Source organism: Nicoliella lavandulae, from assembly GCF_037546185.1.
Taxonomy (GTDB): domain Bacteria; phylum Bacillota; class Bacilli; order Lactobacillales; family Lactobacillaceae; genus Nicoliella; species Nicoliella lavandulae.
The window spans coordinates 1,247,990-1,270,876 of record NZ_JAWMWH010000001.1 but is presented as its reverse complement, the minus strand read 5'-3'; the positions used below and the strand labels follow the sequence as shown (position 1 = coordinate 1,270,876).

The 22,887-nt window shown below is 39.0% G+C and carries 24 protein-coding genes and 1 riboswitch; of the genes, 23 read left to right on the top strand and 1 reads right to left on the bottom strand.

Features of this window, described 5'->3' with window-relative positions:
- Nucleotides 1–80 precede the first annotated feature (80 nt).
- The 16 genes from pyk (at nt 81) to R4146_RS05735 (ending at nt 15,354) form a co-directional block, all read left to right on the top strand.
- A complete protein-coding gene (gene pyk, locus R4146_RS05810) occupies nt 81–1,838 on the top strand; it encodes a pyruvate kinase (RefSeq protein WP_339960478.1) in 1,758 nt (585 codons plus the stop codon).
- A gap of 158 nt (nt 1,839–1,996) precedes the next feature.
- Nucleotides 1,997–2,881 carry a CvfB family protein gene (locus tag R4146_RS05805; protein ID WP_339960477.1) on the top strand — a complete coding sequence of 295 codons (885 nt, stop codon included), beginning with the start codon at nt 1,997–1,999 and terminating at the stop codon, nt 2,879–2,881.
- A gap of 4 nt (nt 2,882–2,885) precedes the next feature.
- Nucleotides 2,886–3,776, top strand: coding sequence for a site-specific tyrosine recombinase XerD (gene xerD / locus R4146_RS05800; RefSeq protein ID WP_339960476.1), 891 nt, complete (start codon nt 2,886–2,888; stop codon nt 3,774–3,776).
- A gap of 25 nt (nt 3,777–3,801) precedes the next feature.
- Nucleotides 3,802–4,167: a reductase gene (locus R4146_RS05795; RefSeq protein WP_339960475.1), complete on the top strand. Its 366-nt coding sequence runs from the start codon at nt 3,802–3,804 to the stop codon at nt 4,165–4,167.
- Nucleotides 4,154–4,888, top strand: coding sequence for a segregation and condensation protein A (locus tag R4146_RS05790; protein WP_339960474.1), 735 nt, complete (start codon nt 4,154–4,156; stop codon nt 4,886–4,888). Before R4146_RS05795 ends, R4146_RS05790 begins: the two co-directional genes overlap by 14 nt.
- Complete coding sequence (gene scpB, locus R4146_RS05785; RefSeq protein ID WP_339960473.1) at nt 4,881–5,408, top strand: SMC-Scp complex subunit ScpB; 528 nt, start codon at nt 4,881–4,883, stop codon at nt 5,406–5,408. The genes R4146_RS05790 and scpB overlap by 8 nt, the downstream gene beginning before the upstream one ends.
- Nucleotide 5,409: 1 nt before the next feature.
- Nucleotides 5,410–6,138: a pseudouridine synthase gene (locus R4146_RS05780; protein WP_339960472.1), complete on the top strand. Its 729-nt coding sequence runs from the start codon at nt 5,410–5,412 to the stop codon at nt 6,136–6,138.
- Nucleotides 6,139–6,196: 58 nt separating this feature from the next.
- A riboswitch (FMN riboswitch) is annotated at nt 6,197–6,316 on the top strand.
- An 80-nt stretch (nt 6,317–6,396) separates the two neighbouring features.
- Nucleotides 6,397–6,969 (top strand): ECF transporter S component, encoded by a 573-nt coding sequence (locus R4146_RS05775; protein ID WP_339960471.1) that lies wholly within the window; start codon nt 6,397–6,399, stop codon nt 6,967–6,969.
- A gap of 20 nt (nt 6,970–6,989) precedes the next feature.
- Nucleotides 6,990–8,033: a helix-turn-helix domain-containing protein gene (locus R4146_RS05770; protein WP_339960470.1), complete on the top strand. Its 1,044-nt coding sequence runs from the start codon at nt 6,990–6,992 to the stop codon at nt 8,031–8,033.
- Nucleotides 8,026–9,486 (top strand): RecQ family ATP-dependent DNA helicase, encoded by a 1,461-nt coding sequence (locus R4146_RS05765; RefSeq protein ID WP_339960469.1) that lies wholly within the window; start codon nt 8,026–8,028, stop codon nt 9,484–9,486. The genes R4146_RS05770 and R4146_RS05765 overlap by 8 nt, the downstream gene beginning before the upstream one ends.
- 43 nt (nt 9,487–9,529) lie before the next feature.
- A complete protein-coding gene (locus tag R4146_RS05760) occupies nt 9,530–10,105 on the top strand; it encodes an SAG1386/EF1546 family surface-associated protein (RefSeq protein ID WP_339960468.1) in 576 nt (191 codons plus the stop codon).
- A gap of 23 nt (nt 10,106–10,128) precedes the next feature.
- Nucleotides 10,129–10,812 (top strand): (d)CMP kinase, encoded by a 684-nt coding sequence (gene cmk / locus R4146_RS05755; RefSeq protein ID WP_339960467.1) that lies wholly within the window; start codon nt 10,129–10,131, stop codon nt 10,810–10,812.
- Nucleotides 10,813–10,880: 68 nt separating this feature from the next.
- A complete protein-coding gene (gene rpsA / locus R4146_RS05750) occupies nt 10,881–12,122 on the top strand; it encodes a 30S ribosomal protein S1 (RefSeq protein WP_339960466.1) in 1,242 nt (413 codons plus the stop codon).
- Between the two features lie 101 nt (nt 12,123–12,223).
- Nucleotides 12,224–13,534: a ribosome biogenesis GTPase Der gene (gene der, locus R4146_RS05745; RefSeq protein WP_339960465.1), complete on the top strand. Its 1,311-nt coding sequence runs from the start codon at nt 12,224–12,226 to the stop codon at nt 13,532–13,534.
- A 200-nt stretch (nt 13,535–13,734) separates the two neighbouring features.
- A complete protein-coding gene (gene hbs, locus R4146_RS05740) occupies nt 13,735–14,010 on the top strand; it encodes a non-specific DNA-binding protein Hbs (RefSeq protein WP_339960464.1) in 276 nt (91 codons plus the stop codon).
- Nucleotides 14,011–14,094: 84 nt separating this feature from the next.
- Nucleotides 14,095–15,354: a tetratricopeptide repeat protein gene (locus R4146_RS05735; RefSeq protein ID WP_339960463.1), complete on the top strand. Its 1,260-nt coding sequence runs from the start codon at nt 14,095–14,097 to the stop codon at nt 15,352–15,354.
- Here the strand turns inward: R4146_RS05735 and R4146_RS05730 are convergent.
- Nucleotides 15,351–16,181, bottom strand: a complete 831-nt coding sequence (locus R4146_RS05730; protein WP_339960462.1) for a phage integrase N-terminal SAM-like domain-containing protein — start codon at nt 16,179–16,181, stop codon at nt 15,351–15,353. The genes R4146_RS05735 and R4146_RS05730 overlap by 4 nt on opposite strands.
- Before the next feature lie 206 nt (nt 16,182–16,387).
- Between R4146_RS05730 and R4146_RS05725 the strand changes: the two genes are divergently transcribed.
- The 7 genes from R4146_RS05725 to rnhB are packed head-to-tail and all read left to right on the top strand — an operon-like array spanning nt 16,388 to nt 22,858.
- Nucleotides 16,388–17,596 (top strand): CCA tRNA nucleotidyltransferase, encoded by a 1,209-nt coding sequence (locus R4146_RS05725; RefSeq protein WP_339960461.1) that lies wholly within the window; start codon nt 16,388–16,390, stop codon nt 17,594–17,596.
- Between the two features lie 16 nt (nt 17,597–17,612).
- Nucleotides 17,613–19,511, top strand: coding sequence for an ABC-F family ATP-binding cassette domain-containing protein (locus R4146_RS05720; protein WP_339960460.1), 1,899 nt, complete (start codon nt 17,613–17,615; stop codon nt 19,509–19,511).
- A 10-nt stretch (nt 19,512–19,521) separates the two neighbouring features.
- Nucleotides 19,522–20,472: a thymidylate synthase gene (locus tag R4146_RS05715; protein WP_339960459.1), complete on the top strand. Its 951-nt coding sequence runs from the start codon at nt 19,522–19,524 to the stop codon at nt 20,470–20,472.
- Between the two features lie 15 nt (nt 20,473–20,487).
- Complete coding sequence (locus R4146_RS05710) at nt 20,488–20,979, top strand: dihydrofolate reductase (RefSeq protein ID WP_339960458.1); 492 nt, start codon at nt 20,488–20,490, stop codon at nt 20,977–20,979.
- A gap of 17 nt (nt 20,980–20,996) precedes the next feature.
- The gene (locus tag R4146_RS05705) at nt 20,997–21,218 is read left to right on the top strand and encodes a YozE family protein (protein WP_339960457.1); all 222 of its coding nucleotides are present in this window, start codon (nt 20,997–20,999) and stop codon (nt 21,216–21,218) included.
- Nucleotides 21,219–21,237: 19 nt separating this feature from the next.
- Entirely contained in the window at nt 21,238–22,104 is an 867-nt protein-coding gene (ylqF, locus tag R4146_RS05700) for a ribosome biogenesis GTPase YlqF (RefSeq protein WP_339960456.1), read from the top strand.
- On the top strand, nt 22,088–22,858 hold the full coding sequence (rnhB, locus tag R4146_RS05695; protein WP_339960455.1) for a ribonuclease HII: 771 nt from the start codon (nt 22,088–22,090) through the stop codon (nt 22,856–22,858). The genes ylqF and rnhB overlap by 17 nt, the downstream gene beginning before the upstream one ends.
- Nucleotides 22,859–22,887: the final 29 nt, after the last annotated feature.

Genomic DNA, 22,887 nt, shown 5'->3' with positions numbered 1-22,887 from the left:
ATCCAATATGTGGAAATTAGTTAACTAGTTTTTAGATTAATTAATTAATTTGCGCAAAATCAAAGGAGAGAGTTTGACTTATGAAGAAAACTAAAATCGTAAGTACATTAGGTCCTGCTAGTAGTGATCTTGATACTATCATTAAGTTAATGAAGGCTGGAGCTAACGTTTTCCGTTTTAACTTTTCACATGGTGACCACGAAGAACATTTAGGTCGTATGAACACTGTTCATGAAGCTGAAAAGCAAACTGGAAAGACAATGGGAATTATGCTTGACACTAAGGGTGCTGAAATCCGTACCACTATTCAAAAGGGTGGCAAGCTTGACTTCCATACTGGTGATCAATTCAGAATTTCTATGGATGATTCCCTAGAAGGTACTAAGGAAAAGATTGCCGTTACTTACCCAGGTTTATATGATGATACTCACGAAGGTGGCCATGTTTTATTTGATGATGGTATCTTAGATGCTGTTATTGATGAAAAAGATGCTGCTAACAAAGAATTAGTTGTTACTGCCCAAAACAACGCTGTATTGGGTTCACGTAAGACTGTTGATGCACCAGGTGTATCAATCAACTTACCAGGTATTACTGATAAGGATACTAGTGACATTCGTTTTGGTTGTCAACACGGTATCAACTTCATCGCGGCTTCATTCGTTCGTAAGCCAGAAGATGTTTTAGACATCCGTAAGTTACTTGAAGAAGAAAACATGGAAGATGTACAAATCTTCCCTAAGATTGAATCACAAGAAGGTATCGACAACTTTGAAGATATCATGAAGGTTTCTGATGGTTTAATGATTGCTCGTGGTGACATGGCTGTTGAAATTCCATTTGAAAACGTTCCATTGGTTCAAAAACACTTAATCGAAAGATGTAACGAAATGGGTAAGCCAGTTATCACTGCTACTCAAATGTTAGACTCCATGCAAGAAAACCCACGTCCATCACGTGCGGAAGTTTCTGATGTTGCTAACGCCGTTTGGGATGGTACTGATGCTACTATGCTTTCTGGTGAAAGTGCTAATGGTGACTACCCAGTTAAGTCTGTTCAAGCAATGTCTAAGATTAACGTTAAGGCTGAAAACGTATTCCCAGAATACGGTCGCAAGCGTCCTGCATTTAACAACGGTGACGTTACTGAAGCCTTAGGTCACACTGTGGCTCAAATGGTTAAGGACTTAGGAATCAAGACGGTTGTTGCAACCACTTCTACTGGTTACACTGCTCGGATGATTTCCAAGTACCACCCAGACGCTAACATTTTAGCATTAACTTTCGATGACCGTACTCGTCGTGGTTTAACTGTTAACTGGGGTGTTCACCCAATCGTAGTTGAACAACCATCAACTACTGATTCAATGTTTGATTTAGCTGCTAACAAGGCTGTTGAAACTGGACTAGCTAAGGAAGGCGACTTAATCTTAATTACTGCTGGAGTTCCTGTTGGTGACCGTGGTACTACTAACTTAATGAAGGTTCAATTAATTGGATCTAAGTTAACTCAAGGTCAAGGTGTCGGTGACAAGACTGTTATTGGTAAGGCTTTCGTTGCTAACAATGCTGAAGAAGCAAACAACAAGGCTACTGATGGTGGTGTTTTAGTTGCTAAGAACACTAACAAGGACTACATGCCAGCTATTAACAAGGCTAGCGCAATCGTTGTTGAAAACGGTGGATTAACTTCACACGCAGCTGTAGTAGGTATTTCAATGGGAATTCCTGTTATCGTTGGTGCTGGAAATGCTACTGAAAAGATTTCAGATGGCGAATTAATCACTGTTGATGCTCGTCGTGGAATTGTATACCATGGTGCATCAAGCTCAATTTAATGATTGATTAATATCAATAAGAAGCTCGTTCCGTTTTGGAACGGGCTTTTTGTTTGCTTTTGACCAATTGGTCGCAAAACAGCTATAATTAGAGTGAAAAGGATTAACAATCAGTGTATAATCTGTTAAACAAAGTTAAAAGTGAAGTGAGGTTCATTATGGATCAAATTATCGGCAGAATTGCTTCTGGAAAAGTAACTGATGAGAATGATAAATATTATTTCGTTCAAATCGAAGGTGAAACGTTTCAACTAGATAAACAAGAAATTAAGAAGCCCCTTAAGTTAGGAAGTAACTTTAAGGGCTTTACGTACGAAAATGAAGATCATAAAATGCAAATTACGCGGAATGCGCCTAAGACTCAAATTGATCGTTATGCATTTGGTAAGGTCGTTGGTTTTAAACATGATCTTGGGATTTTTGTTGACATTGGTTTACCTAATAAGGACATTGCAGTCTCATTAGATGATTTACCAACGATTAAGTCAATTTGGCCTAGTGTTGGTGACCGTTTATTAATTGCGCTTAAAATTGATAAAAAGGGGCGCATTTGGGGTCAATTAGCGGATGAAGAAATCTTTAATGCAATTGCGAAACCAGCTAATAATAAGATGATGAATAAAAACGTTAAGGCAACTGTTTATCGCAATAAGTTAGCAGGAACTAAGGTTCTAACCGATGATTATCAATTAGGTTTTGTGCACCCCAATGAACGGGATGTGGAACCACGTTTAGGACAACATGTCTCTGGCCGGGTAATCGGGGTTCATCCAGATGGTTCATTGAACCTATCGTTAAAGCCCCGGGCATATGAAGCAATTAGTGGGGATGCCGCCATGATTTTTGCTGTTTTAAAGCATGATGAAAATGGACATTTACCATATACTGATAAAAGCGATCCAAAGGCGATTAAAAAGTTCTTTGGAATTAGTAAGGGCCAATTTAAACGGGCGGTAGGTTCATTACTAAAGCAACGTTTAGTAACCGAAGATGATCAATACCTTAGTTTAACTGAAAAGGGACGCGACCAAGAAGTGGAGTAAGTTGATGATGGATCAGTTGGTAAAGCAATACGTTAGATACATGTTGATCGAACGTGGTCTAGCTAATAATAGTATTAAGAGCTATCAACAAGACATTGTTGAATTAACTGAATATTTAAAGACAACTGGCATTACTGATTGGCAACAGGTGACTCAGACTGATATCTTAGGTTATCTAACCCACCTTCAAAAAATGGGCAAGGCGAAGAGTTCGGTTATTCGCTTTATTTCGGCGTTACGTGAATTTTATCAGTACTTGATGCAGTTTCACTATGTAGATCAAAACCCAATGCTAAAAATCGACATGCCAAAACCAGAACATCATCTCCCAGCTGTATTGACCCAAGCAGAAATTCACCAATTACTAGCCCAGCCAGACACTAGAACTAAGTTTGGGATTCGAGATCGAACGATTTTAGAAGTAATGTATGCAACTGGATTGCGGGTCAGTGAATTGATCAATTTACAACTGTCTGATCTGCATTTAGAAATGCGGTTGATTCAAACCATCGGTAAGGGCGATAAGGAACGAATCATTCCCATCGGCAGTGTTGCAATTGAATGGATTCAACGTTACTTAATGAGCAGTCGCCCCCAATTATTAGGAAATCAGCACTCAAATTATCTGTTTTTGAATGCCCGGGGTGGTGGATTGAGTCGTCAAAGCATTTGGCAAAAAATCAAGCAATACGTTCAACAAACCGATATTAAGAAGAATGTCACGCCCCACACCTTGCGCCATTCATTTGCAACGCATATTTTAGAAAATGGGGCTGATCTAAGAATTATCCAAGAACTACTAGGCCACTCTGACATTGCGACCACTCAATTTTATACTCATATTTCCCATGGCCACTTAAGTGATGTTTACAATAAGTACCACCCTAGAAAGTAATTTAGTAAAGAGGATTTAGTTTAAAATGTTATTAAAGTACAAAAGTGATTATCGTAAAATTGTATATGATTTACTATCGTTAGTTCCGAACATGAATAAAATGGACCGGTTAGACGAAGAAATTGATTGGTATTCTGATAGTGAGGATCGAAATTTCTACTTGTGGAAGGACCAATATGACAATTGGTCTGGTTTATTAGGAGTTGAAGAAAAGAAGCAAAACGTCTTAGTAAGACGCTTAGTGTTAGTCCCTGAAGCATTCAATTTACCTAACTGTTTTAAAATGCTAAATGAATTAGATCATATTTATCTGAATAAAAAATTAGTGGGGTCGCTAGATACCGCTAAAATTTGTGAAGCTTGGGAGCAATCTAAAGATGCCAACCAATGATGAATTCGCCATTCATTTAAATGAATTTGATGGCCCATTAGCTTTACTGTTACATTTAATCAAGCAGTCAAAGATGAATATTTATGATATTCAAATTGAATCGATTACTAAGCAATATGTTGATTATCTAGACCAGATGAAAGCGTTAAATATTGATCTAGTGAGTGAGTATTTTGTAATGGCGTCCAATTTAATGGCCATTAAGTCCAAGCTATTGTTGCCAGCACCACCTGAATTAGATGCCGATGATGAAGACCCGCGGGATGAATTAGTGAACCAATTGATTGTATACCAAGTGTATAAACAGCATGCAAACGACTTAAAGCAACGATATGCACGGCGTTCTCAGCTACATTCTAGAGCGGAAGTCGTTCCAAACTATGCCAATGGCTTGATTGAACCGGAAAACAAGCTGGACTTACAGTTACTAACGAAAGCGTTTCACCGGGTGATTAATAACAATGAACTTGAAACTAATGATGCTGTTGAAATTAGTGAGTGGCAGTATTCAGTGGCTTCGCAAACCGAGTGGCTATTAGAGCAGCTACAAGTAGATAATCAGTTAGATTTGACGGTTGTCTTTAAAGACCAACCAAACCTAGAAGCATTAATCACTACTTTTTTAGCGGTTCTAGAAATGATCAAACAACATCAAATTGCAGTGGGAGAAGTTAATTCACGAATTAAAATTACCCAATTAGGTGGTGATGAGAATGAGTAATTTAGCTAGAGTTGAGGCATTATTATATGTTACTGGTGATGCTGGGATTTCAATTGATCAGTTAAGTAAGGTGACGGGGTTGGACACTAAAGCGGTTCAATCGATCTTGGAACAATTAACGTTTAAGTATCAAAATGATTCAGACTCAGCTTTACAGATCATTATGTATGACCAACACTACCAAATGACAACTAAACCGGAATTGAGTTCAGATTTGAAACAATTATTTCGTGATGATCAACATCAAGTCCTAACGCAAGCAACACTAGAGGGACTAACGATTATTGCATATAATCAACCAATTACTAGAGTTGAAGTGGATGATATTCGCGGCGTTAATAGCTCTGCAATTATTCAAAAGTTGGTGAAGCAGGGATTGATCAAAGCGGTTGGTAAGAAGGATGTTCCAGGCACACCGCTATTGTATGCGACAACGGATTTATTTTTAAATCTGTTTGGGATGAATAGCTTAGATGATTTGCCCCCAATGGATTTAGACACAGATATTAAAGGAGATTAACATGGCAGAAAGATTACAAAAAGTGATGGCAAAAGCCGGTGTGGCGTCTAGACGCAAGTCGGAAGCAATTATTGCCGCTGGGCGCGTTAAAGTGAACGGAAAGGTAGTAACTGAACTAGGAACGAAGGTTAAAAATAGCGATGAAGTCAAGGTAGATGAAGTACCGATTAGTCGCGAACAACCGGTTTATTATTTACTCTACAAGCCACGTCAAGTTGTATCGACAGTTAGTGATGAAAAAAACCGTAAGACGGTCATGGATTATTTTCCAGAAGTATCGGAACGAATCTATCCAGTGGGCCGTTTGGATTATGATACAGCGGGATTGTTGTTAATGACTAATGATGGGGATTTAGATAATCGCCTCACTCATCCTAAGTATGAAATTAATAAGGTCTACGTTGCTAAGGTAACGGGGATGCCTTCGAACGAAGAAATGAAACGGCTACGGTTAGGAGTAGTAATTGATGGTAAAAAGACGGCGCCAGCTAAGACGAAGGTGTTAGAAACGCCTAATAATTATCAAGTGAAAAATGCGGTGATTCAATTAACCATTCATGAAGGGCGTAACCATGAAGTTAAAAAGATGTTTGAAGCGATTGGTCATCCAGTTAAAAAGTTAAATCGAGTTCAATATGGCTTTTTAACACTTGGTAACTTGAAACCAGGGGAGTATCGGCCATTGAAGAAGGTTGAAGTAGATCGACTAATGGAAATGACCGAACGTTAATATGGTTGACTTTCTTAGAATCAATTATGTACAATAGTAATCGTAAATAAAATTTTTGGTTTATCTTCAGGGCAGGGTGTGATTCCCAACCGGCGGTATAGCCCGCTACCTATCGTTTGATAGTTGATTTGGTGAAATTCCAAGGCCGACAGTATAGTCTGGTATAAAGAAGATTGCTTATTTAAGTTCCGTTATTATTAACGGTGCTTTTTGGATTTTAATATCCTTTGAAGATGGCCTATATAAGGGGCTTTTTTTATGGAAACAAGTAAGAAGAAATTTAGTGTTACTCAGTTGGTGCAAATGTCATTGTTGGCTGCATTATCATATATTTTGATGATTTTTCCAACAATTCCAATTTTTGCGTACTTTAAACTAGACTTTGGTGATATTCCAATCTTAATTGGGACCATGTTGTTCGGACCCGCTGGTGGAATCATTATCGCCGTTATTAAATCGGTCCTATATTGGATTACTGGTGGCGCATCAATTGCTAGTTTAATTGGAATTATTGCTTCCCTATCAGCATCAATCGTAATCTTATTGTCGATCAATGGTGCTCAAAAGTGGTTTAATCATCGTAGCAAAATGACTAGTAGGATTATGACGGTGGCTTTTGAAACCATCTCATTGACGATTGTGTTATCACTATTGAATTGGATCGTAATTACGCCACTATATGCTAAATTAGTTGGGTTTACGATTCCAAATATGTTCCAATACATCTTGTTACAAGTGATTCCATTTAATTTAATCAAGGGAATTATTATCGGGGCACTATTTATGTTAGTGCAGGGTCGATTATCAAAATGGATTGAAAAGCATAGATAATATTTGAGAGGATGCGCCGTATGAATCAAGACTTAATAATGTTTTTGCTGTCAGCTACTCAACCGCGACGAATTCGAGTGATTGAAAATACGTTGCTACAACGGCGGACGGTGTCAACATTATTTTGGGGCATGCGGTATGGCATTACTGATTTTTGGGGCATGTTGCCGCGATTAAATTTAAAAGCATTTGATCAAACATTAAATCAGCTATTAGCTACTGGGTTAGTCAAGCGAGTAGATAAAAGTCATTACTTGTTATCAGCCGCGGGATTGGCCCAGGTACATAAAAAACAGCGGGATTTGGTAGGACCATTTAAACTACCAACGAATCGTTATTTTGACTTAATTCAATTTCGTCAGCGTTTTTTACTAGCGGTCCAGGTCGTTTCTGAATTTAGTTATCATAATCATCGCTATTACCCGATGCTAATTGATCACAATGATGAACGGTTCATCAAAAATTGGTTCCATCATTTTAAGCAACCAACGTTGGTCACTCAGATGACAACGGCGCTGCAAAGTTTCCTGGATTCAATTGACAATCAGTCTGCATGGCAATTTACGAGCATGCTAAATGGTCATTCCATTACTGGAATGACCATTTTTCAACAAGCGGAGCAATTGAATATTGATTCATCGTTACTAATGATCAATGAATGGTTAATGTTTAATCAGTTAATAATTTTTTTGCGCCATCATTATGATCAATTTGAATCAATCGCCCAACTGTTGAATGGAACTCGTCGTAGTTTGATCAGTCGTAGTGCTTGGCAAACCTATCAACTATATAAACAACGACCTAAAATGGATATGATTGCCAATTATCGGCGGATTAAATTATCAACGGTCAAAGAGCACTTATTAGAAGCGGCGATTCTATTACCCGTTGATCAATTGAACTTAACTCAGTTTTTTAGTAAAACCACGTTACATCAATTAGATCAGCTATATCAGGGCAATGTTGATGAATGGCAGTTTGAACGAATTAAGACAGTTCAACCTGACTTTGACTTTTTCTACTTTCGAATGTATCAAATCTTAAGGAGTCGGTGGAATGGATAAAGCAGCCTTAGGAGCTATCTTAAAACAGCATTTTGGTTTTGATTCATTTCGGCCAGGACAAGAAGCAGTCTTGGATCATTTATTGCATTCACAAGATACGTTAGCAGTGTTGCCGACTGGCGCTGGTAAGACGCTGATCTATCAGATGTATGGATTGATTCAAAAACGGCCGATTGTGATTATTTCGCCGTTATTATCTTTAATGCAAGATCAAGTGAGTCGACTACAATACCTGGGGGCTAAACGAAGTATTGCGATTAATTCTACGTTGAGTTGGCAGCAAAAAAATGCGGTGTTACAGAACTTGAATTATTATCAATATGTTTATATTTCACCGGAGATGCTATCGCAACCGGATGTCATTAAAACGTTCCAGGCCATTAATATTGGGCTAGTTGTGATTGATGAAGCGCATTGTATCTCACAGTGGGGCCCAGATTTTCGACCAGAATACTTGAACTTAAAAACAATTTTACAACAGTTGGGCCAACCGTTAACTTTGATGCTTACGGCGACGGCATCAAAGGCAACTCGCCAAGATATTATCGAAAAGTTAGGTTTGACTGGCCAGGTCTATTTAGTAGTTGAATCAATTGATCGGCCCAATATTTATTTATCAGTTAGAAAGAGCATGGATGAAGATGATAAACAAACGCAACTGTTGCACTTAGTTCAACGAATTCGGCCACCAGGAATCATTTATTTTTTAAGTCGTAAACTAGCAACTCAAATGGCATTGATGTTACGGCAGAAAACGAATTTACGCATTGCAGCTTATCATTCTGATCTAGCAACTGAAGATCGCTTTAAGATTCAACACCAGTTCATGAATGATCAATTAGACATCATTTGTGCAACGAGTGCATTTGGGATGGGAATTGATAAAAATGACATTCGATTTGTTATTCATTACCACTTACCAGCTGACGTTGAGTCTTATATGCAAGAAATCGGTCGAGCAGGTCGTGATGGGAAGCAAAGTATTGCCATTTTATTGTATCGTGATGGGGATGAAGCCATTCCAGCTAATTTAGCATTGAACAATATTCCAGATGCAGACGTAATTAGGGCTTTTTATCGCCGGCCCGAACAATTGGCCAAGTTAGCCGATCAAGATGAACAAGCCCGTCTGCTTACCTATTATTGGCAACACGGCTATGAAGCATCACAGTTAATTGAATTGTTTCAGACGCGATATCAAAATCAACGGACGGCATTGTACCACCTGTTAGAATATGTAAATGTTGATGGCTGTCGGAGAAAGCGTCTATTAGGGTATTTTGATCAAACTGCTCCGCCACATAATGATCAGTGCTGTGACTTTCATGCCACCCAATTGCCAATTGATGCGTTAGGATTATCAATCCCTGAAGCATCAAGTCAAGATCAATCAGAATTAGATTGGCGTATTATTATAAAAAAATTATTTAAAAATGATGATGAAAACGCGTGAGTAAATGTTACAATAATAAATGATTATTTTAGAGGAGGCCGCTATGAAGGACAAAAATCAAAATAGTGATGAACCCTGGAATCAGACTTTTAACGATGCTAAAGATGATGAAGGTAATTTATCACGGACTAAATTGCGCAAGCAAAATCATAATAATAGCTTAATTTCAATTATTCTATTGGGAATAATTGTTTTAATCGCTGCAATCGCATTGCTATTTGGGGTAATGAAGAGCACTGGAAGTGGGACTAGTAGCACCAGTTCTAGCGATACTGCGACTAAGGTACAGTCATTTACAACTACTAAGCAATCGGATAAGAAGAATGACGCAAAGTCTAAGGCTAGTGCTAAGTCCAGTAGTAAGGCAGCTAGTTCTGCTAAAGCTGCTAGTGAAAGTAAGTTGAAAAAAGAAGATTCAGAACGGAAGACATCATCATCTTCTAGTTCTAGCTCATCTACTTCCAGCAGTAATAATAGTGATTATGTAACTGTTGAAGCTGGACAAGGATTATATCGGGTTGCAACCAACGCTGGAATCAGTGAACAACAACTATTAGAATTGAATGGATTGAGCAGTGCTTCTCAATTACACCCGGGACAACGATTGAGAGTTAAATAATTTGAATTGGAGAAATGATTGAATTGAGTACAGATAAGTTACAAGTAGCTATTGATGGACCTGCGTCGGCTGGTAAAAGTACAGTCGCTAAATTAATTGCAAAGCGCTTTGGATACGTGTATTGTGATACTGGTGCGATGTATCGTTCCATTACCTTAAAAGTAATTCAAGAAGGAATTGCATTGGATGATGAACCAGCGATTGTTGATGTGCTAAATCATACAACGATTGATTTTAAGCCTGGTGATCCTAACCAATTAGTATTTTTAGACCATCATGACGTAACCAATGCGATTCGTTCAGAACAGGTTACTAATTCTGTATCTACGGTGGCGGCCCTACCTGGAGTTAGAACGAATCTAGTTGATCAACAACGCAATATTGCTAGTCACGGTGGCGTTGTAATGGATGGTCGTGATATTGGAACGACGGTCTTACCCGACGCAGACCTAAAAATTTTCTTAGTGGCCAGTGTTAGTGAACGGGCGGAGCGCCGGTTTAAGGACAATGCAGAAAAAGGCATTCATACGCCCATTAAGGAATTGGAAGCAGAGATTGCCACTCGTGACTATAAAGATTCGCATCGAAAGGTCTCTCCATTAGTGAAGGCTGCTGATGCAATTGAAATCAACACGACTCAAATGACAATCGACGATGTAGTCGCTGAAATCAGTAAATTAATGGAAAATAAACTGAATAATAACTAATTACTAGCAATTATTTAAAAAGTAAGTTAAACTAAAGTCAGTTGTTGTCGCAAGGAGGAAGTATTTTTATGAGTGAAACTAACGAAAATACAAATAAGGATTTATTAAACGCTTTGAATAGCGTACAAGAAGTAAAAGTTGGAGACGTTGTTAATGGTGAAGTTTTAGATATTGATGATAACGGACAAGTGTTCGTTGGTATCGAAAACTCCGGTGTTGAAGGGGTTATCCCACGTCGTGAACTTTCAGCAAAGCCAATCGAAAATGTTAAAGATGAATTTAAAGTTGGAGACAAGGTTAAGGTTGTTGTAATTTCAAGAATTGGTGATGATAAGGAAGGCGGAAGCTACTTATTATCAATCAAGCAACTTGAAGCTCGTAAGGTTTGGGATGAAATTCAAGCCAAGGCCGAAAAGGGTGAAACAATTAACGTTGTTGTTAGCCGTGCCGTTCGTGGTGGATTAGTAGTTGACGCTGATGGCGTGCGTGGATTTATCCCTGCATCAATGATTACTGATCACTTCGTTGAAAAGCTTAACCAATTCAAGGGTGAAGAATTCGAATGTAAGATTGTTGAAGTAATTCCAGCCGAAAACCGCTTAATTCTTTCTCACCGTGAAATCGTTGAATCAGAAAGAAAAGAAGCTCGTGAAAAAGTTATGGACAAGCTTAGTGTTGGCGAAGTTGTTGAAGGTAAGGTTGCTCGTTTAACTGACTTCGGTGCTTTCGTTGACTTAGGTGGAATCGATGGACTTGTTCACGTTTCTGAAATTTCATACGACCGGGTTGCAAAGCCTAGCGATGTTCTTAAGGTGGGTGAAGAAGTTAAGGTTAAGGTTCTTTCTGTAGATGAAGACCGTAACCGGATTGCTCTTTCAATCAAGCAAACTCAACCAGAACCATGGGATGATATTGAATCCAAGGCTCCTAAGGGTAGTGTGCTTGAAGGAACTGTTAAGCGCTTAGTTGACTTTGGTGCATTTGTGGAAGTATTCCCTGGTGTTGAAGGGTTAGTTCACATTTCCCAAATTTCACACAAGCACGTTGCAACTCCTTCTGATGTCTTGAAGGTTGGTCAAAAGGTTGAAGTTAAAGTATTAGATGTTCAACCAGAAAACCACCGGCTTGCATTATCAATGCGGGCATTAGAACCAGAACCTGAACATACTGAAGGCGAAGGTAAGCGTCGTCCAAGTCGGAAGGCTGTTAACGATAATTCAATCAAGAATGCACCAGAAGAAGAAAATGGCTTCACATTAGGTGATATCCTTGGTAAAGAATTAAAGAATGACGAAGACGATAATAAGTAAGATTAAATTTACTTGATTATATCTAATGAAAATTATCCTTCAAATGATTTGAAGGATAATTTTTTGTTTTAATGAGCTAAACTTTAAGGGAGGTTTAGAATATGGCACAACAACCAACAGTTGCGATTGTGGGCCGACCAAACGTCGGAAAATCCACAATTTTTAACCGAATTGCCGGTGATCGCATCTCAATCGTTGAAGATACCCCCGGGGTCACTCGGGACCGCATTTATGCCCATGCAGAGTGGTTAGGCAAGTATTTTAACATCATTGATACTGGTGGAATCGATATTGGCGATGAACCATTTTTAAAACAAATTACTGCGCAAGCAGAAGTAGCAATCGATGAAGCCGACGTGATCATCTTCATGGTGAACGGAAAAGAAGGCGTTACTAGTGCTGATGAACGGGTGGCTAAGATTCTATATGGGTCTAAGAAACCAGTTGTATTAGCAGTTAATAAAGTTGATAATCAAGAATTACGAATGAACATCTATGACTTTTATTCGTTAGGATTTGGTGAACCATATGCCATTTCTGGAGCCCATGGAATTGGGCTAGGGGATTTATTGGATCAAGTAATTGATCACTTTCCAGATGAAAGCGATACTGATGATGTGGATTCAATTCGCTTTAGTTTAATTGGACGGCCTAACGTTGGAAAATCATCATTGGTTAATGCGATCCTAGGTGAAAATCGGGTAATTGTATCCGATGTGGCCGGGACGACCCGGGATGCAATCAATACATCCTTTGAGTATAATGATCAAATGTTTACGATGGTCGATACTGCTGGATTGCGAAAACGTGGTAAGGTATATGAAAATACTGAACGCTACAGTGTAATGCGGGCAATGAAGGCCATTGATGATAGTGACGTGGTCTTGATGGTCATTAATGCTGAAGAAGGGATTCGTGAACAAGATAAACGAGTCGCTGGATATGCACATGATGCTGGAAGAGCAATCATTGTGGTGGTTAATAAATGGGATACTATCAAGAAAAATACCCATAGCCAACATGATTTTGAAATTGCGTTTCGAACTGAATTTAGATACCTTAGCTATGCGCCCATTATCTTTGTTTCAGCACTAACGCACCAACGATTGAATCAAATTCCAGCATTAATTGAACAGGTCAATGCTAATCATAAACAACGTATTGGTTCATCAGCATTGAATCAAGTTATTTCTGATGCAATTGCCATGACCCCAACGCCTACGGTTAAATCACGGCGGCTGCGGATTTACTATGCAACCCAAGTTGCAGTTGCACCACCAACAATTGTGATTTTTGTGAACGATCCCGAATTGATGCATTTTTCATATGAACGCTACTTGGAAAATCAAATTAGGGCCCATTTTGACTTTACGGGAACCCCCATTCGAATCTTAACTAGACATCGGAAGTAAAAAATGACTTAAAAACCCGAAAAGTCGGTATTTATCTGTATAAAATGATTGCACTTATTATTGTAGTGTGATATTTTGGATAAAGTAAAGGCACCCCTTGATGTGCCTAGAACTTTCGGCCCTATTCATGGTATAATGATTAAGTTCAGTATTTTGATATTGGACCGATAAGTTCCTAATTACTTAGGAGGTGAAACTCAATGGCAAACAAGGCAGAATTAGTAAGTGATGTTGCAGAAAAGACTAGCTTAACTAAGAAAGATGCTACTGCAGCTGTAGATGCAGTATTCAAATCAATCGAAAACCACCTAGCCGATGGTGAAAAGGTTCAATTGATCGGTTTTGGTAACTTTGAAGTTCGTGAACGTGCTGCTCGTAAGGGTCGTAACCCACAAACTGGTGCAGAAATTCAAATTCCTGCAAGCAAAGTTCCAGCTTTCAAACCAGGTAAGGCTTTAAAGGATGCAGTTAAATAATTGTATTTTTTAAAAAACATAAGCCAGTGCGACGTTCGTCGGACTGGCTTTTTTGATTTATTGAACATTGAGGAGGGGCCATTAATGAATAGTTATTCTCAAGATGCATTGCAACAATTAGAAGCTGGTAAACTAGATGAATTTAATCAGACGTTTAAACTAGCGCTTAGTAATGATAGTGATGACTTATTATTTTCACTAGCTGAAGAACTATACTCACTTGGTTTTTTAGACCAAGCCCAACAAATTTATCAACAATTATTGAAAAAATACCCAGACGAAGATGAACTACGGGCGAACTTAGCAGAAATCGCCATTAGTGAAGATCAAAATGATCTAGCACTATCCTATTTGAGTGAAATTAAGCCAGACTCGCCTAGTTACGTTCAATCCTTGATGATTGCTGCTGATTTATACCAAACCCAAGGATTGTTTGAAGTCAGTAAGCAAAAATTACTAGCTGCTAAAAAACTAGCGCCGGATGAAAACGTAATCACATTTGCATTAGCTGAGCTATGCTTTTCAATGCGTGAGTTCGATCAAGCAATTCCATTATATTTAAACTTGATCAAACAAGGGATTACTGAATTATCTGCTGTTAATTTAGTGGAACGAATTGGAGTTGCATACGCGAATGCAGGGCGGTTTGGTCATGCGATTGGCTACTTAAAACAAATTAAGTTAATTGATATGACCCCAGATGTGAAGTTCGAAACGGCGTTCACCTACTTACAATTGAAAGAATATAAGCAAGCTATCGCAGTTTTTGAAGATTTACGTGACAGTGATCACGATTACCCCACCCTTTATCCATACTTAGGAGAAGCCCTTGAAAAATTGCATAAAGAAAAAGACGCATTACGCGTCTTTCAAGAGGGTTTAGGGGTCGATGAGTATAATGAGACCTTGTGGATTAAAGCCGGCGATGTGGCCCTTAAATTGGGCGAAAATCAACAGGCTGAAGAATATTATCGTAAAGGCCACCATGTGGCACCAGATGATCTTAACTTAGTGATCAAACTATCTAATCTATTAGTCCAAGATGAACAATATGATGATAATATTGCGTTTTTAAATGAATACATTAAAGACCATGCGGTGGATCCACAATTAGCATGGAACTTAGCTACCTCATATGCTGAAGAAGAGGACTTAGAGCATGCCCAAACTTATTACCAATTGGCGGCTAAGTCATTTGATGACCAACCTGATTTTCTAAAGGAAGCGGCATTATTTTACCGTTCAATTGGTCAAATTGATACGATGTTACCGTTACTTAAGAAATACCTTACCATTGAACCGACCGATGCCGATATGGATGATATTTATCGCGAATATCATTAATGATTCATTTTGTGAATCAATTGGTGATAGTATAGTACGGACACCATATCCAGTCTTAAGTTACTAGATAGTTTAGTATCTGATAGATCCGGATGCTTTAAGAAGTAATCAACTACGTAACTTTGGAATAATTGGGATGGTTTAAGGGGCATGCCAAGTTTCTTTTCATCTGGTTTGAGATATTTATGAATTCCCGCTAATGTGATGTGTGGATCACCAGCAAATCGTTGCTTTAAGAAAATATCTGGACTGGATTGGCGCACTTGAATTGGTTCGATGAAGGCCTTAAATTGATTAATAAATGGTTGTTCGAACCCTTGCCACTTAATTTGTTCGAATTCCTTATAAAATCCGGGTTGTAAGAATTCTTTGATACTATAGCCTTTGCTGATCAGCAATAACACTAATCTAGTATAAATATGAACCTGGTCATCAGTAATAATGTTAGGCAGTTCCTTTAACCACTTGAGGGACACAGACGATGGTAATTGACGCTCCTTACCCTTTAAATTAAGGGTAGGGAGTTTTTGTGTAAAGTCATGGCTGAACAAGTATTTAAAATAGATGTTTAGGTGGGATAAGACCTTATTATAGGTCGTATTGGTAATGTTACGTTCGCTGACCAACATGTTCATATACTGTTGAATATCACGGTCATATAATTGATTTACCCGATGATCTTTTTGGTAGCCATGATTAAAATTCGATAGGTACTCGAATAAATCAATCAAGGTCGAAGAGTATTCACTAATGGTAATGGGGGCGAGTGCAACTTGTTTTAAATAGGTTTCAAAATTTGCTTGGTATGGATAGTTATTAGTAGTCATAGAGTCACCTCAGTTTGTACATTTTTACATTAACTTAATTTTAACACACAATGATTAGTTAGCGGGTAAAATTTGAATTAAAGTTAATTAGTTATTAATAGTTTCTTACTTTAACTAAGCAAAAACAAACCCTAAAAATAAAATATGAAAATAGCTCAATTTTTGGTAACATTAGATAGTAGTATTTTAGAATGGGGACGTTAAAAATGAAGATAACTAACTTACCGGCAGAATTTGAAAATGCGCGGCCAGTATTACAAACAATCGAAGATGCAGGATACGAAGCTTATTTTGTGGGTGGAAGTGTCCGTGACACCATCATGGGACTTAAAATTCATGATGTGGATATTGCATCCAGTGCGTATCCAGCCGAACTAAAGGCGTTATTTAAACGAACGGTTGATACTGGAATTGAGCATGGTACGGTAATGGTGTTAGACCACGGTAATGGCTATGAAGTAACAACGTTTCGGACTGAGTCTGGATATCAAGATTATCGCAGACCTGATAAGGTCGAATTTATTCGCTCGTTGCCAGAAGATTTAAAGCGTCGCGATTTTACCATTAATGCGTTAGCGATGAAAGAAAACGGTGAGGTCATTGATCTATTCGATGGCTTGACCGATTTAAAGAATCATTTAATTCGAGCAGTGGGAAATCCAGATACCCGCTTTAACGAAGATGCATTACGGATGATGCGCGCGGTGCGCTTTGCCAGTAAATTAAACTTTGCAATTGATCCTAATACGATGGATGCGATTAGTCGCCATAGTCAATTATTAGCTAAAATTGCAGTAGAACGAATTAACACTGAGTTCGTTAAGATGATGCTAGGCTCTCAACCCCAACGGGGCCTTCAAGACATGTTAAATACTAACATGGTAGCATATGTACCGGTGTTCAATGACTATCGTTCAGCAATTGAAACAATGATTGCTTTACCAAACTTTAAGCTAGCTAATGAAAATCAGGTATGGGGACTTTTAAGCGTTATGTTTGGTTTACAGCGGAATCAAATTGCTGCAATGTTAAAGCAATGGAAAGCTGCTAATCAAACGATTAGTGCGACGCAAAAAATTACACCAGCGGTCAATGCTTTTCGTGATCATAAATTAAGTTCAGTTGTATTATTTGATACGGGTGCTGAACGATTAAAAGATAGCCTAGCTGTCGCCAATGCAATTGGCATTAACATTGATGATCAAGAAGTGCTACATGCATATTCACAACTTCCTATTAAGGATGACCATGAATTAGCAATCAACGGAGGCGTTTTGATCAAGAGTGGGGTTGTGAACCCAGGCCCTGATCTAGGACGGGTGTTAAAGGAGTTAAAACTAGCGGTTATTAATGGGACGGTCCAAAATGATCAATCCCAGTTATTAGCAACTGCCAAACGATTATTGAATCGTTAGAAGGGACGAATGTAAAATGCAAACATTAAGAGCCGAGGGACTTACAAAAACATACGGTGAAAAAACACTGTTCAAGGACCTTAATTTTATTATTAACGAACAAGATCGAATTGGATTGATTGGAACGAACGGAAGTGGAAAAACATCCCTCCTAAACGTCTTATCTGGGCAAGATACCGATTCCAGTGGTGATATTATTACCTCGAAGTCATACACAATCGGGTATTTAAAGCAACATCCCGAACTAGATGAAAATCTAACAGTCCTAGATGCAGTATTTAGCGGCAGTCAAGCCGTATTCGAAACCATCAGACACTATGAAGAAGTGTTGGACCGATACGCCTTTGCTCCAGAAGACCCCAAAGTTCAAAAGCAATACATGGATGCCGAAGCTAAAATGAATGAAGAAGATGCTTGGAACGCTGAAAATGATGTTAAGACCATTTTGACACAACTTAAAATTACCGATATGCAACAAAAGGTCAGCAGCCTTTCCGGAGGTCAAAAAAGACGGGTTGGCCTAGCTCAAGTGTTGATTCAAGCCCCCGACTTATTACTATTAGACGAACCAACGAACCACTTGGATTTTGACTCCATTGAATGGTTGCAAGAATACCTCTCCAAGTACAAAGGTTCATTGGTCCTAGTTACCCATGATCGTTATTTCTTGGACCGGGTCGTAAATAATATTTGGGAATTATCCTTTGGTAAGCTTTATTCCTATCAAGGAAACTACCAGGATTATGTCCAACAAAAGGCAGATCGAGTCGACCGGGCAGTTAATGCTGAACATAAGCAGCAACGGTTGTACAAACAAGAATTAGCCTGGATGCGGAAGGGTGCTAAGGCCCGTTCTACCAAACAACAAGCCCGAATCAACCGCTTTAACGATATTAAATCCAATATTAATCATCTGCAATTAGATCAAGATGTTGATATTTCACTGGGGCAACAACGATTGGGTAAAAAAGTGATTAACGTGGAAAACGCCTATTTAAAATTAGGTGGTAAGGTCATTTTGGATGACTTTAATATGTTAGTTCAGGGAAATGAACGCATTGGAATCAGTGGTGAAAATGGGGCAGGAAAATCAAGTCTCTTGAACGTAATTGCTGGTCGACTACCGTTAGACTCAGGAGTAGTGACCATTGGTGAAACCGTCAAGATGGCATATTATACTCAACAAACTGAACCCATCCCAGAAGATAAGCGGGTCATTAACTACCTCAGTGACGTGGGTCAACACGTCACTGATAACCAGGGAAATGAGCTTAGCATCACTGAATTATTAGAACAATTCCTCTTCCCCCGGTTTATGCATGGAACACTGATTCGTAAATTATCTGGTGGTGAAAAGCGGCGGTTGTATCTATTGAAACTATTGATGCAACAACCGAATGTATTACTACTAGATGAACCGACCAATGATTTGGATATTGGAACGTTAACGGTCTTAGAAGACTACATTGAACACTTTAGTGGAACGGTCATTACCGTTTCCCATGACCGCTATTTCTTGGATAAAGTTGCGAACCGCCTCTTCTTCTTCGAGGGCAATGGTAAAATTGAGGAACACGTTGGTCGTTTTACTGATTATTTAGACGCTCGCCTAAATCATCCTAAAAAAGAAACCAAGATTCATGATAAAGAAGCTAAACCACAATCGAAACCAGATTCAAAACCAGCTAAGAATACTAAAACTAAGCTGACCTACGCCGAAAAAATTGAATACGGCAAGATTGAGGATGAAATTGAAGCCCTTGACCAACGCCAATCAGAAATCGAACAATTGATGATCGAACACAGTGATAACTTTGAAAAACTAGCGAAATTGCAAAAAGAACTAAATCAAGTTCAATCAGATTCAGAGACTAAAATGAAGCGGTGGGAATACCTTAGCCAATACGCGGAATAGGAGCAATCAAATGTTAGAAGATGCATATTTAAATTTAGAGCGTTATGTACTACAGCATGGCCATAAAAAAGAAGATCGGACGGGAACTGGGACGCTCAGTACGTTTGGATATCAAATGCGATTTGACTTAAGCGAGGGCTTTCCCTTACTTACAACTAAAAAAGTCCCATTTGGGTTGATCAAAAGCGAACTACTATGGTTCTTACATGGTGATACCAATATTAAGTTCTTATTGGAGCATCATAATCACATTTGGGATGAATGGGCATTTGCTAATTATGTTAAGTCAAATGCTTATACGGGTCCTGATATGACTGATTTTGGTCGTCGGCACTTAGTTGATGCTAAATTTAATCAACAATACCAGGCTGAGAAGCAACGGTTTTGTGAACGAATTTTAACTGATGATCAGTTTGCAGACCAGTTTGGGAACTTAGGGGATGTTTATGGAAGTCAATGGCGGCATTGGCAAACGCGGAATGGGGAGTCAATTGATCAAATTAAAAACGTGATTGAAACCATTAAGACCCATCCCGACTCTAGACGCATGATCGTATCTGCATGGAACCCAGAAGACGTACCATCAATGGCATTACCACCTTGTCATACCTTATTTCAATTTTACGTTAATGATGGTAAATTGAGCTGTCAATTATACCAACGAAGTGGCGATATCTTCTTAGGTGTACCATTTAACATTGCTAGTTATGCATTATTGACCTGCTTAATTGCTAAGGAAACGGGACTAGTACCGGGTGAATTTGTACACACCCTAGGGGATGCACATATTTATTCCAACCATATTGAACAGGTAAAAGAACAATTGACTAGGACCCCTAAGCCTAGTCCTAAGTTATGGTTGAATCCAGATAAGCACAGTATTTTTGACTATGGGATGGATGACATTAAAGTGATTGGCTATGATAGCTATCCTGCCATCAAGGCCCCCGTAGCCGTTTAGAAGAGGAGAACAATAATGATTGCATTTGTATGGGCGGAGTCTAAAAATGGAACGATTGGTAATCACGGGGGTCTGCCCTGGAAGATGCCTGCTGATATGCACCACTTTAAGGAAACCACGATCAATCACCGCATTTTAGCGGGTCGTTCCACTTATAATTCGTTCGGCCGACCACTACCGAAACGAATCAACATGGTTTTAACTAATCATGATCAAAGTGAATTTGATGACCAAGTGGTGGTATTTAATAGTTTAGACCAGTTTTTAGCTGACTATCGGGAAAATGGTGATGATGTCTACGTAGTGGGTGGAGCGCAGGTATTTAAAGCCCTGCTGCCTTATGTTGATGTACTATATCGAACGGTAATCGATGCAGCTATCGATGGAGATACTAAGATGCCACCGATTGATTATCACAAGTTTAAATTAGTTTCACAGACTCACTATGCACCAGACGCTAAGAACCAATATCCATATACGTTCGAAACTTATCAAAAACAGTCGTAGTTTAAAGGAGGCCGATGATGGGACAAAGCTTTTATCAATATTTAATGACTGAACGTAATCCTAAAAGCTATGAGCCAATTGCTGAATTTGCGAATAATGCTTTTTATGACCATTCGTTTCCAAAAAACACAGCAGACTTTGATACGATTTCTAAGTATCTAGAGGAGAACGGCTCATATTTGCCGTCAATGACAATTTTTGATGATGCGTGGAGTAGGTTTCAAGACTATCGCGATTAAATTATAATGAGGTGAAAAAATGGGAGTAAATATTCAATGGTTTCCAGGTCATATGGCCAAGGCGATTCGCCAATTTGAAGAAAATGTCCACTTAGTTGATATTATTTTTGAATTGATCGATGCTAGAGCACCATTTAGTTCAATGAATCCGGAAGTAGCCCGGATTGGTGTTGATAAGCCCCACTTGTTGATTTTAACTAAGGCGGACTTGGCTGATCCAAACTTAACTAAACAATGGATCGACTATTTCGACCACCATGGCTATACTGCGATTGCAGTTGATTCAAAACAAAATGGTGCGAATAAATTAGTTACGCAAACGGCTTTAAACATCCTAAAACCTAAATTAACTGCTGAACAGGCTAAAGGAATGAAGCCTCGGCCAATTAAGGCAATTTGTGTAGGGGTGCCCAATGTTGGTAAATCTACGCTTTTGAATCGATTAGTCAAGAAACGGGCGGCGCAAGTCGGCAATCGACCAGGAGTGACTAAGGGTCAACAGTGGCTTCGTTCAAGTAAACAACTAGAACTGTTGGATACTCCAGGAATCTTATGGCCAAAATTTCAGAACCAAGCAATTGCGAACAAGCTTGCGTTGACCGGGGCCATTAAGGATAATTTGTATGCAAGTGATGATATTGCATTATTTGCACTAGATTATTTTCGGACCCATCGCTCAAAAGAATTAATGGCTCGCTACCACCTAAGTGATGCTGATCTAGAATTAAGTACGGTCGATTTATTATTACAAATTACTAAAAAAATCGGCATGAAGGATGACTATGATCGTGCTTCGGTCCGAATCATTCAAGATGCGCGTAAGAATAAACTAGGGCGCTTTACCCTAGATTCAATGGACTTGATTAAAAATGACGAAGACAATTAAAGAGATCAAAGCCGAGTTAGCGAGAATTACGTCTAAAAATGATGAACGATTAGTACAATTAAAATCAGATCCACGCAAAGGGGTACAATCAGCTTTAAAGCAACGTCTGAAGCAAATCCAAGCACTAATTGATCAACGAGCCGCTTTTCAAGCCCGATTTCACTATGAACGTGAATTATGGCATCAAGGTGTTCGATATGTGGCAGGAGTAGATGAAGTGGGTCGGGGGCCTTTAGCTGGGCCCGTAGTGGCAGCAGCGGCAATCATCCCGGCTGACTTTGATCTATTAGCGGTTAATGATTCAAAACAACTAACGCCTGCAAAACGGGCTGAATTGGCACCATTGATCAAGGACGCAGCATTGGCTACTAGCATTGGCGTACAGGATAGTCACGTAATTGATGATGTCAATATTTATGAGGCAACGCGATTAGCAATGAAAGATGCGGTCAATGGACTAATGATTCCAGCAGAACACATCATTGTGGATGCAATGCAAATTGATGTCCCCATTCCACAGACCCGTTTGATCAAGGGGGATGCCAAAAGTATTTCAGTGTCTGCGGCTAGCATCTTGGCTAAGGTCTATCGTGATCATTTAATGGATGAATATGCACTTCAATATCCAGAATATGACTTTCCCCATAACGCCGGATATGGGACTGCCAAGCATCTGGCAGCATTAAAACAATATGGTGCCACACCAATTCATCGAATTAGTTTTGCCCCCGTCAAAAAAATAATGGAAAAATAATTAGTTTGCGTATCTTTCTTAAATCGAAG

Coding starts and splice junctions, on each gene's coding strand:
- R4146_RS05780 (WP_339960472.1), top strand. CDS start 5,410: ATGGCAGAAAGATTACAAAAAGTGATGGCAAAAGCCGGTGTGGCGTCT.
- R4146_RS05770 (WP_339960470.1), top strand. CDS start 6,990: ATGAATCAAGACTTAATAATGTTTTTGCTGTCAGCTACTCAACCGCGA.
- R4146_RS05795 (WP_339960475.1), top strand. CDS start 3,802: ATGTTATTAAAGTACAAAAGTGATTATCGTAAAATTGTATATGATTTA.
- hbs (WP_339960464.1), top strand. CDS start 13,735: ATGGCAAACAAGGCAGAATTAGTAAGTGATGTTGCAGAAAAGACTAGC.
- R4146_RS05735 (WP_339960463.1), top strand. CDS start 14,095: ATGAATAGTTATTCTCAAGATGCATTGCAACAATTAGAAGCTGGTAAA.
- R4146_RS05720 (WP_339960460.1), top strand. CDS start 17,613: ATGCAAACATTAAGAGCCGAGGGACTTACAAAAACATACGGTGAAAAA.
- R4146_RS05765 (WP_339960469.1), top strand. CDS start 8,026: ATGGATAAAGCAGCCTTAGGAGCTATCTTAAAACAGCATTTTGGTTTT.
- der (WP_339960465.1), top strand. CDS start 12,224: ATGGCACAACAACCAACAGTTGCGATTGTGGGCCGACCAAACGTCGGA.
- R4146_RS05710 (WP_339960458.1), top strand. CDS start 20,488: ATGATTGCATTTGTATGGGCGGAGTCTAAAAATGGAACGATTGGTAAT.
- R4146_RS05715 (WP_339960459.1), top strand. CDS start 19,522: ATGTTAGAAGATGCATATTTAAATTTAGAGCGTTATGTACTACAGCAT.
- R4146_RS05790 (WP_339960474.1), top strand. CDS start 4,154: ATGCCAACCAATGATGAATTCGCCATTCATTTAAATGAATTTGATGGC.
- pyk (WP_339960478.1), top strand. CDS start 81: ATGAAGAAAACTAAAATCGTAAGTACATTAGGTCCTGCTAGTAGTGAT.
- R4146_RS05725 (WP_339960461.1), top strand. CDS start 16,388: ATGAAGATAACTAACTTACCGGCAGAATTTGAAAATGCGCGGCCAGTA.
- rnhB (WP_339960455.1), top strand. CDS start 22,088: ATGACGAAGACAATTAAAGAGATCAAAGCCGAGTTAGCGAGAATTACG.
- R4146_RS05760 (WP_339960468.1), top strand. CDS start 9,530: ATGAAGGACAAAAATCAAAATAGTGATGAACCCTGGAATCAGACTTTT.
- R4146_RS05730 (WP_339960462.1), bottom strand. CDS start 16,181: ATGACTACTAATAACTATCCATACCAAGCAAATTTTGAAACCTATTTA.
- R4146_RS05705 (WP_339960457.1), top strand. CDS start 20,997: ATGGGACAAAGCTTTTATCAATATTTAATGACTGAACGTAATCCTAAA.
- ylqF (WP_339960456.1), top strand. CDS start 21,238: ATGGGAGTAAATATTCAATGGTTTCCAGGTCATATGGCCAAGGCGATT.
- scpB (WP_339960473.1), top strand. CDS start 4,881: ATGAGTAATTTAGCTAGAGTTGAGGCATTATTATATGTTACTGGTGAT.
- xerD (WP_339960476.1), top strand. CDS start 2,886: ATGATGGATCAGTTGGTAAAGCAATACGTTAGATACATGTTGATCGAA.
- R4146_RS05805 (WP_339960477.1), top strand. CDS start 1,997: ATGGATCAAATTATCGGCAGAATTGCTTCTGGAAAAGTAACTGATGAG.
- R4146_RS05775 (WP_339960471.1), top strand. CDS start 6,397: ATGGAAACAAGTAAGAAGAAATTTAGTGTTACTCAGTTGGTGCAAATG.
- rpsA (WP_339960466.1), top strand. CDS start 10,881: ATGAGTGAAACTAACGAAAATACAAATAAGGATTTATTAAACGCTTTG.